We start from the raw sequence: 13,698 nt of genomic DNA on the forward strand, positions 1-13,698 counted from the left end.
GTCCTATTTAATAAATATTTTTTACTAAGTATCATATGTCTATTTCTTACAATTCAATTTTAAATCCGACGATAAACGTTCTCGGAATTGGCAAACCATAACCAGAGTATTGTCCCATTAAGCTAACCAACTCTGGATCAGCCCCGCTAAATGGTGTAATTGTTAACAGGTTTGCGCCCGTGGCATATACATACAACCGCTTGAAACTCCCGCCTATGTTTTTGAAAAACGGCGTGTTGCCAAGTTCATACCCGAGTGTTGCCGATCTAACCTTTAAATAGGACGCATCTTCTAAAAAGAGATCTTGCTCAATACGATAGGGCACAACTGGACTCCAAGGATTATAGATTGGGTATTTCGTGAGGTCTAAACGCTGTTGCCATGAATAAATTTCTCTGATGGAGTTAATATCATTCGATTGTTCCCTATTGATAAAATCATACTGATTGGCCGCTTCAGCATTTAAAATATCATGCCCTAATGCAAAGAATAGCTGTACTCCAAAATCCCAGTTTTTATATTTAATCTCGTTTGTCCACCCTCCGGTAAGCTTCGGCATCATATTACCCTTGAACACCCTATCTTCATCGTTAATTAAATAATCGCCATTTAGATCCATCCATTGCGGATCTCCCCCGGCTAAAGGTATATGCTTAAACGAGAGCTTCTCGCCAGTTTGAGGGTTTACCGGAATGTCCATATCGCTTTCATAAATCCCCCGATTCTCATATAACCAGAATTGATCAATCGGCTCGCCCACTTTAAGCTTTCTATTATCAATTGTAATTTCATCCAGTCCTTCGGGGAGAGCGTTCAACTGGTTTTTGTTAAAGCCCAAATTAACTGAAGATATCCAGTTAACCTGCTTCTGCGTAAGCTGCGCTGAGAGAAGCACTTCAACCCCTTTATTGTTAACAGCCATACCTGAAGCATACTTACCGGTGTAGCCATATTCAGCTGGCACTGGGATGTGCAAGATCATATTTTCATAGGTATTCGTATAAGCGGTGGCGGACACGCTCAGCCTATTCTCCCAGAAAGATCCGTCTAACGTAATGTCCAACTGATCAGAATATGGGTTAGAAATATCGTAACCTACCCACCCCTGTGTATATGGCCTAGATATGCCCGCGATAGCATTGTAAGAAAACAATGTTGGTTCTTGTGACCACCCTAAGTCAACTCTGTATTGGGGACCGAAAGCATATCGGTCGGTTTGGAAGGTCTCGCCTAGTCTCGCAATTGACAAGGTAGCATTTAACGCATCAATTTTTGAATCTTTAGCGATCATTGATTTAAGGTTCAAGGTCGTACTCAATGCCGGACTAAAGAACCATCGATTGTCGGGCGTTAGATTGGATGATCCATCGCTTCTCAACACAGCAGAAACAGTCAACAAGTCATCATATTTGTATTTTGCACTTCCATAGAATGACAGCATTTTGAGTCGTTCACGATCTGTATAACGATGAACAAGAAAACCTTGCGGGGTTAAATAGTCTCCGCTGCCCGGATTTCCTTCTACCACATTAATCTTAATAAAATCACTAGGGCCGTTATAGGCCGTCGCGTAATTATATTTATGAGTATCCGACCACCATACCTGTCCTAAATCTAGGCTAATAGATTCCTTTTCATTAATATCATTTCGATACGTCAAAGTATTACTAAAAACTAACCGCTGGTTATATCCAAAGTAGTTCGAGACAAAGTTGTTAGTCTCCATTAATGTAGACGGCCAAAATACGTCACGGATCCCCTCATTGTAATCCACAGACATACGACTTACGTAGTTGAAATTCTCATTGAATTTAAAATTCAATGAGAGGTACCCTTGGGCTATATTATTTATGTTGTCATCAATGGCCTTATCATATTCATTAAGGAACGCTCCATAAACTCCTTTATTCGGCGGAAGAGGTGTACTTAAGTCCGGTAAATAACGGGTTTCTGCATAGCGGTCTCTCATATTCCTATTCCGATCACGATCCATACGAACAGCATTTACCATGCTGGAGATCGTTAACCATTCAAACGGGGCCATGTTAATATAAAACGACGCATTGTATCGACTCAAGCTAGTTTCATCGGCATTGCCAGAGTTTTTCATTGCGCTTCCAAAAAAACGAAAATTCGCTCGTTCCGACCCGCCTGTCAGACTCATGTCTACCGTGTATAAAGGTTTTGCCTGGTAGTATAATTCATCCCACCTTGAAGGCCCATAATAGTCGGAATTAGTTGAGTCTCGAAGATATGCAGCATAATTCAACGCTTCTTGATTACCCGCATATTTCCCATAAAATGGTTGCCTAAAGCGATCTTCATAATCTGCATTAGTTGGTGTTATACTTTCAGGAGCAGCCATACCGTAATAGCTATTTATGCTTATCTGCCTATATCCTGACTGTGCATTTTTTGTACTAATCCAGATCGCACCATTCGCTGCCATCGGGCCTAGCTTAGCTAACTCTAACGGATTTTTAATTACTTCGATTGAACTTATATTACTAGGGTCGATCGAAGACAACAAGTTAGTAGCAGGGCCAATTCTGTTATAATCATATTTTTGAATATCGTAAGCATACGGATGATCTTGAATGAGTGGAATTCCATTCAAATAAACAATTGGCTGCTGATTATAGATGTCTCTTGAATTAAAAACAGGAGCAACAAGCCCTCTGACCATCATCGATTGGTTGACCCCAGGCTCGCCACTGTTCTCCTGAACATATAATCCTGCAATTTTCCCTTTTAGGTACTGTTGCAAAGAAACAAAGGGCGTCGTCTGAACATCGGACAGCGACAATGAATCACGCACTCCTTTAACAGCTATGGTATTGATGTTCTTTAGAATTTCAAGACCTGTCTCATCCAATGTGTCAGTCATTAGGGTGTCGGGTTGGACGCTACGATGTGGACTCAATTCAGCTAGAGCGAAAAAAGGAACCAGAAGCATCATGCAAATGAGGTAGTGTTTTAATGATATTGCACAAACCATTGATTGTTTCATCATATGTTTAGTTGTATTTATCCGGTTTATAGTTGTAAGTCGTTTTGTAATTTCGAATCAAAAACATTCACCTAGAAAGGGGTTTCCTTCTTTTATTTTGATGTTAAAAATTGGTTAGAATGTAACTGTTCCCTCTATATACTATGTAAATTTATGTCATACTTATACTGCGAGTATATAGATTTAAACACAAACCCACAAGGGCATTACCAACACAAACGGTTGCGCAATTTTCATAACTAAAGAACAAACGGTTGCGTAATTTTCGTCATATGCAAATTGTAACAATTTAACAAGGATAGTGTATAAATAACAATAAGATATTAATCGTTTCGCTGTTCCGAGAAAGCGGCTATAGGGTCCGGTGCTGTGGAAACAGATACCATGTACTTATTTTTTTGTACCTTTCATACTATGAGCAATATATTTCCACCGCCACTAGTAAGACGACTCAAAGAAGAATATGATTTTGAGGAAAGCTTATATTTTGATACTGACAGCACAAACGACCAAGCTAAAAAAGCACTCATTATAGTAGACATGCAAAACGACTTTCTACCAAGGGGATCTTTGGCTGTTGCGGGTGGGGACGAAGTGTTACCCGTTGTAAACAAGATACAATCCGAATTTAATCTCATAGTAGCCACGCAGGACTGGCATCCGGTAGACCACGCTAGTTTTGCTTCTAATCATGCAGGAAAAAATGCCATGGACATCATCGACCTAGACGGTCTTCAACAAATTTTATGGCCGGACCATTGTGTTCAGGGAAGCAAGGGGGCCGAGTTTTCGGTCGACCTAGAGACCCATCGGATTGAGCTAATTGTACGGAAAGGAACGAACAAACGAATTGATAGCTACAGTGCCTTCTTTGATAATGGTCATAAGAAATCTACCGGCTTAGCAGGATATCTCATAGAACGAGGGGTGCAACAGGTAACGGTTTGCGGATTGGCGGCTGACTTTTGTGTTTACTATACTGCTATGGACGCATTAGAACTTGGTTTCCAAGCAGAAATACTTCTGGACGGGACGAGAGCAATTGATCCCGACGGATTCGAAAAAAAAATACAGCTTTTTAAAAAGAAAGGGGGCAAGCTTATATCGAAAAAAGAAAGGTCCCCAAACGGGGAGAATGGAGACCTTTACTAACCAATTATAAACCTAAATTATGAAAGAACAAATATAGTGTACATATTACACTTATACAAATCTCTTCTGTCATGACTATGCAAGAAAAATGTCACTTATTATTTACGAAATCACTCAATTTTATCTCAACACGAGAATTAGCCTCCATTGGGACAATCATATCTATATTTAAATAGGACAATTTGCAGTCTCCTGCATTTTCTGCATTGATAACCAACTTTTTCAATTCCGAATTTTCCCAATAGATATCGAGCGTATAACCACCTCGAGCACGTAGTCCTTTTACATGACCTGTAGACCAGACAGCAGGAAGTGCTGGTAGGATAGCTATTTCACCGGTGTGAGACTGGAGCAACATTTCGGCCACACCTGCAGTGGCTCCCATATTCCCGTCGAGTTGAAACGGTGGGTGCGCATCCAGGAGATTAGCATAGGATCCCGAACCAGAACCACCAGCTCCCGAAGGCTTCATTATCATCCTGTACAGTTTATAGGCTCGGTTTCCATCATTTAATCGTGCCCAAAAGTTGACCTTCCACGCAAGAGACCAGCCAGTTGCATCATCTCCTCGTGCATCTAAGGTTACACGCGCCGCTTTTGCTAAATCTGGGGTTTCCGATGGTGAAATCTGTCGACCGGGATGCAGGGCAAATAAATGAGAAACATGACGGTGTCGGCTTGTAGAATCATCTACATCTTCTTTCCATTCTTGCAACTGCCCCCAGCTTCCGATCTCAGGTGGTAGAATTTTCTTTTTGACAGCTTCAGCTTCCTTTACAAACTTATTATCTTCCAAAATCTTTGCAGCCTTAATACTATTGTTCAAAACGTCCCAAGCTATTTGATGGTCCATCGACGCACCGCCAGAAATACCGCCATGTTCCGGGGAATACGAAGGGGAGGATACTAAAAATCCATTCTCGCCCTCAATTAAATAGTCCATCCAAAACAATGATGCAGCTTTCATCACTGGATAGGCTTGGTCTTTCAGGTAGGCGGTATCCAAGCCAAATTCGTAATGGTCCCACAAGTGTTGTGCTAACCACGCAGCTCCCCCTGGAAAAAAGCCCCATGGAACATCCCAGCCCGGTGCAGTATATCCATAGGCGTTGTTCATTGTGTTTACCACCCACCCGCGCGTATTAAAGAAGTCCTTTGCGCTTTGCGTACCAGGTTCAACCAAACTCTCGATATAGGTTAATAATGGTTCGTGACATTCAGCCAGATTTGTAACTTCTGCAGGCCAATAAAGCATTTGTTGATTGATGTTCATGTGATAATCAGCTGCCCAAGGAGGACTAACACTGTTATTCCATTTACCCTGCAAGTTCATGGGCATTGTACCGGGCCGCGATGCGGCAATCATAAGGTATCGGCCGTACTGAAAATAAAGTTCCTCCAGAGCCGAGTCATCTGCTCCTTCGAAATACTTTCGCTGTCTTTCGTCGGTGGGCAACTCACTCACTTTTCTATTTCCGAGTGAAATCGATACACGATTAAATAGACCTTGATAGTCTCGGATATGCTGTGTGAATATATCATCATAATCCAGTGTTTCTATTTTATTAAATCGATGATTTACGATTGCTTTATAAGCATTACCGGTATACGTCGGGTAATCCAATTTATAATCAGTTGCAGCCGTATGATAGACAATGACATAGCTAGCCTCCGTGACTGTTAGCAGACCTTCTCGATAGCTTTCCCTACCATCCGTTATAATTTTAAACGCAGTTTGAAACGCTTGTCCATTATCATTAACATGGGCATCAAAACGCCAAACTCCATTTGTATATTCTTCTTGGTCCACCACGTGTGGAGTCTGGAAACGGATGGTGTATTGAGTGGGTTTACTAGAAGAAAACTTATAGACCATCACACCACTTGGATAATTTCCGAAATATTCTCGCCTATACGTGTCTGAACCTATTTTGTAACTTACAGTACCTACTGCTTTGCTAATGTCAAGTTCTCTTTTATAGTCCGATAGGTTTTTGGAACCATGATCCAAACTAACGAATAAATCACCCATTGTCTGTTGTGCGCCATAGTCTCCCCAATCAGATTTGCCATCCGTCGTTTTCGGTCCTACTCCGGTGAAATGCGCCTTTACCAGCTCATTTGCTTTCTCCAACTCGCCGTCCCTGATCAAGCTTCTTACTTCGTCAAGATATTTCCATGAACCTGGTTTATTTCCGTAATTATAGTCTGGACTAGAATTTGGCCCTCCGCTCCACAAGGAGCCTTCCGTAAACTGCAACTGCGCACTTTCTATTCCACCGAAAAACATAACACCCATATATCCATTTCCTATTGGAAGCGCTTCGGTCATCCAATCGGTCGCCGGCTTATCATACCATAAACTCAGTCTATTTTGTCCTTGAGCAATGTCGATCCAACATAAAAGAAGTAGCAAAACAGCGTACTTAATATAACACTTCATAATAATTGAGACTTATTTTCCTGAGGTCTATTTTGTGATAAATCTATTTTCCGTTCCCTCCTAATGGTTTTATCGCTCGATCCAGATGAACGTACCCGCCGTCAACATATAGAAGCTGCCCTGTAGTGTGGCTTGATCGGTTCGACAGAAGAAATGCTGCAGTATCCGCGATTTCATCCGATTGGGTCATCCGGTTTCCAAGAGGAATTTTTTCGGTTATTCTACGCAGAGCTTCGTTACTTTCAGAATTACTAACTGTTTCAATCCATTTTTCATACTGCGGAGTCCAACATTCTGAAACAATAATCGCATTAACACGAATACCATATTTCGCTAAATCTACAGCCCATTCGCGTGTCAGTGCATTTCGGCCACCATTAGATGCCGCATAACCCGATGTGCTGCCTTGTCCCACATCAGCCGTTTTTGAACTGATATTGACAATGGCACCTTTCGTTTGCTTTAGCGAAGGCAGGGCATGATGTGCCATAATATAATAATGGATTACGTTTCGGTGCAGACTCCGTACAAAATCATCATAGGTCCCAGTCTCTAAACTCACGCCATCATTGAGCCCCGCATTATTTACAAGACCATCTATTTGGTTGTAAGCCGAAAGTGTTTCGTCAATTGCCCGTTTGCAATCTGCTGGATTAGTCAACTCCGCTTTAACGGCAAGTGCTCTTCCTCCGTAGCTTATGATCTCCTCCAGTACACTCTGATTATCCAGATCATTCCTTCCCACGATAACCGGAATGGCACCTTCTTGAGCTAAGGTCAAGCAAATGGATCTTCCAATCCCCTTTGCGCCACCAGTAACAATTATAACTTTGTTTTTTAATGCTAAGTCCATAAACTAAGGTCTATATGCAATCACGTTTTGTTTTTGAACGCCTAAACTATCCGCCCCTAATTCAAGAACATCACCCGGCTTTAAATAGACTGGAGGATTCATTCCTAAGCCGACGCCAGCAGGTGTACCTGTAGAGATAATATCTCCCGGCAAAAGGGTCATAAATTTACTAACGTACGAAATAATGAAAGGAACGTCGAAAATTAGGTTCTTCGTATTACTCTTCTGTACAATTTCACCATTTAACTTCAACCAAATATCAATATCGTTAATATCTTTTATTTCATCTCTTGTAGCCAGTACGGGGCCTAATGGAGCAAAAGTATCGCATCCTTTCCCTTTATCCCAAGTTCCACCACGCTCTAGTTGGTATTCCCGCTCAGATACATCGTTATGCAGTAAATAGCCTGCTATATAATCCTCGGCATCCGCTTCTTCGACATAACTTGCTTTCTTGCCTATAACCACGCAAAACTCAACTTCCCAATCCGTTTTTGTCGAACCTTTGGGTATCATAATATCATCATCCGGCCCTATAACAGCAGTCGTTGATTTCATAAAAATGATAGGTTCAGAGGGAATCTTAGCGCCCGTTTCTGCCGCATGATCTTTGTAGTTCAGACCAATACAAAGAATTTTCGAGGGTCTTGCGATAGGACTAGCAATACGAATATCACTGTTTAACTTTTCGAGTTGATTATTCGCCACGAAATCGGCTAATCTCTTTAAACCTCCGCTCGCAAAAAAAGCTTCATTATAATCCTCTCCAAAACCTGAGGTATCGAAGTTTTTACCATCTATTTGAACCCCTGTTCTTTCCTGCCCTAACTTACCATATCTTATTAATTTCATGACTTTCTATTTAAGGTTTGAATATTTTAATTATTAAGAGTTATAAATCCGCCATCAATCGGATAATCGCTTCCTGTAATAAAACTTGCTTCATCGGACGCCAAATACAAGGCTAAAGCGGCGATCTCTTCCGGTCTTGCCATTCGCTTTATGGGCTGACTGTCAGACAGATCCTTGAACATCTTTTCCTCCTGCCCTGGATAATTTTTAGAAATAAAGCCATCGACAAACGGTGTATGCACCCGTGCCGGAGAAATGCTATTGCAACGGATATTATAATCAATATAATCCCGGGCGACGGACAATGTCATTGCAGCAATCGCTCCTTTGCTCATTGAGTAGGCAAAGCGATCGGCCAGGCCGACATGTGCAGCTATAGACGCCATATTTATGATTGAAGCACCTTCTTGCTTCATCATAATAGGTAAACAGGCATATAATAAATTATATGCGCCTTTTACGTTCACTTGATACACTTGATCAAAGTCGCTTACAGACGTGTTATCAGCGCGACCTATATTTGAAATTCCTGCATTGTTAATTAATACATCGACCCGTTCAAAGCTTTTAAGCAAAGAAACCACTTGATCTTGATCCGAAACATCGCAGTTATACGCTTGCGCAGTACCTCCTTTTTTCATGATCATGTCGACAACGGAGGACGCATTATCGGTATTATAATCAAAAATACGGACATCGGCACCACTTTCCGCGAACAACAAACTCATTGCTCGCCCAATTCCACTACCCCCTCCGGTGATTATTACTATTTTATCTTTTAATTTAAACATAACGGTTATTATAAAGAAATCCCACGTCTCCACGGGATAAAGTCATCTTGCCCCAGTTGTACTGCTTTAGGCTGCAATTCGCCAGAAGCCACTGAAATAACGTAATCTAAGATCCGCTCACCCGCTTCTTTGATGGACTCTTCCCCTTCGATAATCGTACCGCAATTAACATCAATAATATCATTCATCTTCTCAAAGATCGTTGTATTCGATGAGATCTTAATTACTGGAGCAACAGGATTTCCTGTTGGTGTTCCTAATCCCGTAGTAAAAAGTACGACATTCGCACCGGCGCCCACTTCAGCTGTTGTACTCTCCACATCGTTGCCGGGAGTACATAGTAAGTTCAAACCCGGTTTAGTGCACACGTTCGGATAGTCTACAACGTCAACGATGGGCGAGGTCCCTCCTTTCTTTGCTGCGCCGGCCGATTTGATAGCATCGGTAATCAGCCCATCTCGAATATTGCCAGGAGATGGGTTTGCATAAAAACCTGAACCGTCTTCTTCCGCTCTCTTATTATAATTCTTCATTAAATTCATGAACTTTAATGCTGTCTGTTCGTCCACGCAACGGTCGCTCAGCTCCTGTTCGACACCACAAAGTTCGGGGAACTCGGATAAGATTACACTACCGCCTAACGCGACCAATAAGTCCGACGCATAACCTACGGCTGGGTTAGCTGAAATACCGGAAAAACCGTCAGAGCCGCCACACTCTAGCCCAATAGTTAATTTTGAGAGTGGTGCATCTTGGCGCTCGTGTTGGTTAGCCTGCATTAGGCCAGTGAACGTGGATTTAATCGCGGCTTGTATCATGCGCTCTTCCGTTCCATACTTTTGCTGTTCAAGTATATACAAAGGCTTATCAAACGTCGCACACCTCGCATAGATTTCCTTTTTCAAAATCGATGCCTGTGCGTGTTGACACCCCAAGCTCAAAACGGTTGCACCCGCCACATTGGGGTGAGTGATATAGCCAGCCAGCAAGCCACACAATGAGTCTGAATCCAACCTCGTTCCTCCACAACCCATACTATGTGTTAGAAACTTAACTCCATCAACATTTCTAAATATCCTCTTTGATCCTCGAACATCTTCGGAGCCGTCGAGATCAACCGAAATAATCTCCTCTATGGTCTTACCTGCTTGATAAAGCTCAATAAGTTGCCGAGTCTCTGCTTGATAATTTTTAATAGCCTGATAGCCCAATTCTTCCTTCAATGCATCTTTCAGCACCTCAATATTTTTATTTTCGCAAAAGACCAATGGTATCACTAACCAATGGTTTGCAGTACCGACTTTCCCATCACTACGTACGTATCCTTTGAAAGTCCGCTCAGAAAAACGATCTGTATCAGGAATATTCCAATTCAGCTTTCTTTCCTTAAGCGTAAACTCCTCCGTCGCATGTTCGGTATTTAGCGTAGTCAACAGCTCGCCTCTTCTTAATTCATTCTTATTTCTACCTACTAATACACCGTACATCAGGATCTCACTATCTTGGGGAAGATCATACAGTGAAAATTTATGTTTAGCTTTTACACGATTCGGAAGCTTAAACTCTATCCCATTAAACGATATGTTATGCCCCTCTTCTAAATCTTGTAGGGCCACCAATACATTATCTGCAGGATGAATCTGCAAATATTGAGTCAATTTATTCATATCTCTTCCGAATCTCTTAAATTAAAAATTTCTTCCATAAGCTGCCACTTCTCATCTGGATTTCCATCCTGTAAACTTTGCTGATAGCCACCCATTAAGGTCTCCCATTTCTGAACTTGCGGATCTGACTGATCAAGACGCGCCTTTTTTTCGAAGCTAAAATCATCTTCTGTATAGATGAGCATAAATAATCGCGTATGAAACCGGTAGATGATCATGTCATGAATGCCTGACCGGCTAAACGAACTTTTTATCTCGGGCCACACATTCTCATGTAAAGCGATGTACTCGCGAATGAGCGTGGGATCATCTTTTAAATCGAGAGTTAGTGCATATTTTTTCATAATTTATATACAAATTAAAGAATTAAAACCAGAAAAAACTTACATGCAATTAACCGATCACTCAACAATATTAACTTACTTTTGTAATAAACGAGCTTTTAAAGAATAAAAACATTAATTTGTTAGTCTACATTAACAATTGTTAAAGTAAAACAGCATGAAACCTCAACTACTACAAGTCCCCACCGGACCGCATTATTCATTTAGCATACGGCGCGATGATGTTCCTCATGTAAATAATAGATGGCATTATCATAATGAGCTTGAACTCATATATTTCGAGCGAGGCAAAGGTACCCGCTTTATCGGTGATCACATTGGCAACTTCGATAAGGGTGACGTTGTTTTGCTAGGATCCAACCTTCCTCATTATTGGCGTTTTGATACTATCTTTTTCGAGAAACCAGATGAACATAAAGCGGATGTACATGTAATTCATTTTAACAACAACTTTTGGGGTGATACCTTTATCAACTTACCTGAGAATATACAACTAAGAGCTCTCTTTGAACGTGCTAAACGAGGTCTGGAGGTACGAGGAACGATGAGAAGTAAGATCATCCGACTAATCAACGAAATGGCAAGCGCGAAGGACATGAAAAGAATTATCTTATTATTAGAGACTCTTAGCATTTTGGCCGAATCTGAAGAGGTAATCACCATTTCTTCGAAAGGCTTCAACTTGCATATGGAGGAAGACGAACGCGACCGGATCAATATGGTATACAACTTCGCAATCAATAATTTCAAGCGAAAGATATCGTTAGAGGAGCCAGCGGCTATCGCAGGATTGAGTAGTAACTCATTTTGTAGATATTTTAAATCACGGACCGGGAAAACTTTTTCACGTTTTTTGAACGAAATCAGAGTCGGTCACGCCTGTAGACTGCTTGTTGAAAATAAGCTTAGCGTAAAGCAAATTTGCTATGAGAGCGGCTTTAATAACTTCGCCAGTTTTCATAAAAACTTCAAAACAATAACACAAAAAAGCCCGCTAACTTTCCAAAAGGATCTTATAAGGAAATAGATTACTACAAAGGTTCTTACCTTATAAAAGGAAAAATATCACTCTCAACATGTGCTTCGTCCATAATTGTTGCCATCTCTTCAACAATATGAGGATACTGCAATGCAAGGTTTTTTTGTTCTTCAGGATCTTCTTTCAAATCATAAAGTTCAATTGCCTCGTCTGGGTTATCTTTAACATTTAGTCGAACCGCTTTCCAATCGCCCTTACGAACTGCCTGTTTCCCACCTTGTTCATGGAACTCCCAGTAAAGATAGGAATGCTCCTGCTGCTCACCTTTGTCGATCAAGGCAGGCAAAATAGAAAGCCCGTCTATTTTATGCTTAACATCTACATCAGCTATTTCCGCGAATGTAGGCAGCAAATCCCAAAAAGCACTGACATGGGTATTAGTCGCTCCAGACGCAATCTTCCCTGGCCATCTGGCAATAAATGGTACGCGAACCCCTCCTTCGTAAACGTCACGTTTGTAGCCTCGGTATATACCATTACTATCGAAAAAATCTGGGTCGGCACCGCCTTCTTTGGCCGGCCCATTATCACTTGTGAATATAACTAAAGTATTTTCATCAATTCCTAATTCTACCAACTTTGCCATGACCTGTCCCACATAAACATCTATTCGATTTACCATCGCAGCATAAGCAGCTTTTGGATAAGGTTGCGAAGCATAGCCCGTGCGAGCCTCGCCGGGCACATAGTCATTCCCATGGTAAGGGACTTCCTCAAACTTCCCCTTGTATTTTTGAAATAAACTATCTTCCGGAACGACTAACTCCGCATGCGGCAACGTATAAGGTAAAAATAAGAAGAAGGGTTTATCAGCGTTGGACTCGATAAAACCGAGAGCCTCCTTTTGAATCAAATCTGGCGCATAACCATCTGCATTCTGCGGATTGTTGTTTGGAAGTTCTATTCGCGTGTCATTACTCCATAAATGTGGAGGATAATAGCGATGTGATTGTCTTTGACAATTATAACCATAAAATTGGTCAAACCCCTGATTTAAAGGGTCACCCTCTGTACCAACAAATCCTAAGCCCCATTTACCAAAAGCACCAGTCTTGTAACCGCTCGACTTTAACACTTCTGCGATTGTCGTCAAGGAGTCTAAGATCGGTTCTTGCCCTTCGGGCTGTATCTCTTTATTTCCCCGAATATGAGTGTGACCTGTATGCATACCAGTCATTAAGGCAGAGCGAGATGGTGCGCAAACCGGGCTACCAGCATAAAATTGAGAAAGCACCATTCCGTCATGAGCCATCTGGTGCAGGTTGGGTGTTTCAATATATTTTTGTCCATTAATACTAATATCTCCAAACCCAAGATCATCAACAAGAATAAGTATGATGTTTGGGCTTGTCTGCTCCGCTGGAACTTTCTCGGAGCATGCCGTGGCCAATAAAGTAAACGTGAGTAGCACTAGCAATTTAATGAATGATGGCATGGTTTGTAGTTTTAGGATTCGAATATACATTTAATTTGAACAAGGAATAAACTCCTTGGTTCAAGACTTACCGACGTTCTACTCTTTAGTTTGCATTCATATGTTAACTTTT

At 41.4% G+C, this 13,698-nt stretch carries 10 protein-coding genes; 2 read left to right on the forward strand and 8 right to left on the reverse strand.

Annotated elements, in window-relative coordinates:
- Positions 1-46 precede the first annotated feature (46 nt).
- Positions 47-3,013, reverse strand: coding sequence for a SusC/RagA family TonB-linked outer membrane protein (locus WKR92_RS05395; RefSeq protein ID WP_375556795.1), 2,967 nt, complete (start codon positions 3,011-3,013; stop codon positions 47-49).
- A 411-nt stretch (positions 3,014-3,424) separates the two neighbouring features.
- On the opposite strand from WKR92_RS05395, the gene pncA reads away from it, so the two are divergent.
- Complete coding sequence (gene pncA, locus WKR92_RS05400; RefSeq protein WP_375556796.1) at positions 3,425-4,162, forward strand: bifunctional nicotinamidase/pyrazinamidase; 738 nt, start codon at positions 3,425-3,427, stop codon at positions 4,160-4,162.
- A 91-nt stretch (positions 4,163-4,253) separates the two neighbouring features.
- Here pncA and WKR92_RS05405 read toward each other — a convergent pair whose 3' ends face one another.
- The 6 genes from WKR92_RS05405 to WKR92_RS05430 are packed head-to-tail and all read right to left on the reverse strand — an operon-like array spanning position 4,254 to position 11,112.
- Positions 4,254-6,605, reverse strand: coding sequence for a glycoside hydrolase family 95 protein (locus tag WKR92_RS05405; RefSeq protein WP_375556797.1), 2,352 nt, complete (start codon positions 6,603-6,605; stop codon positions 4,254-4,256).
- 43 nt (positions 6,606-6,648) lie between these two features.
- A complete protein-coding gene (locus WKR92_RS05410; RefSeq protein ID WP_375556798.1) occupies positions 6,649-7,458 on the reverse strand; it encodes an SDR family oxidoreductase in 810 nt (269 codons plus the stop codon).
- A 3-nt stretch (positions 7,459-7,461) separates the two neighbouring features.
- The gene (locus WKR92_RS05415; protein WP_375556799.1) at positions 7,462-8,310 is read right to left on the reverse strand and encodes a fumarylacetoacetate hydrolase family protein; all 849 of its coding nucleotides are present in this window, start codon (positions 8,308-8,310) and stop codon (positions 7,462-7,464) included.
- A 26-nt stretch (positions 8,311-8,336) separates the two neighbouring features.
- Positions 8,337-9,101, reverse strand: a complete 765-nt coding sequence (locus WKR92_RS05420) for an SDR family NAD(P)-dependent oxidoreductase (protein WP_375556800.1) — start codon at positions 9,099-9,101, stop codon at positions 8,337-8,339.
- Between the two features lie 8 nt (positions 9,102-9,109).
- On the reverse strand, positions 9,110-10,768 hold the full coding sequence (locus WKR92_RS05425; protein ID WP_375556801.1) for a UxaA family hydrolase: 1,659 nt from the start codon (positions 10,766-10,768) through the stop codon (positions 9,110-9,112).
- Positions 10,765-11,112, reverse strand: a complete 348-nt coding sequence (locus tag WKR92_RS05430; protein WP_375556802.1) for an L-rhamnose mutarotase — start codon at positions 11,110-11,112, stop codon at positions 10,765-10,767. Before WKR92_RS05430 ends, WKR92_RS05425 begins: the two co-directional genes overlap by 4 nt.
- 157 nt (positions 11,113-11,269) lie before the next feature.
- On the opposite strand from WKR92_RS05430, the gene WKR92_RS05435 reads away from it, so the two are divergent.
- Positions 11,270-12,139, forward strand: a complete 870-nt coding sequence (locus tag WKR92_RS05435) for an AraC family transcriptional regulator (protein WP_375556803.1) — start codon at positions 11,270-11,272, stop codon at positions 12,137-12,139.
- A 16-nt stretch (positions 12,140-12,155) separates the two neighbouring features.
- Here WKR92_RS05435 and WKR92_RS05440 read toward each other — a convergent pair whose 3' ends face one another.
- On the reverse strand, positions 12,156-13,586 hold the full coding sequence (locus WKR92_RS05440) for an arylsulfatase (RefSeq protein ID WP_375556804.1): 1,431 nt from the start codon (positions 13,584-13,586) through the stop codon (positions 12,156-12,158).
- Positions 13,587-13,698 lie beyond the last annotated feature (112 nt).

This window comes from Albibacterium profundi, from assembly GCF_042159835.1.
GTDB classification, from domain to species: domain Bacteria; phylum Bacteroidota; class Bacteroidia; order Sphingobacteriales; family Sphingobacteriaceae; genus Albibacterium; species Albibacterium profundi.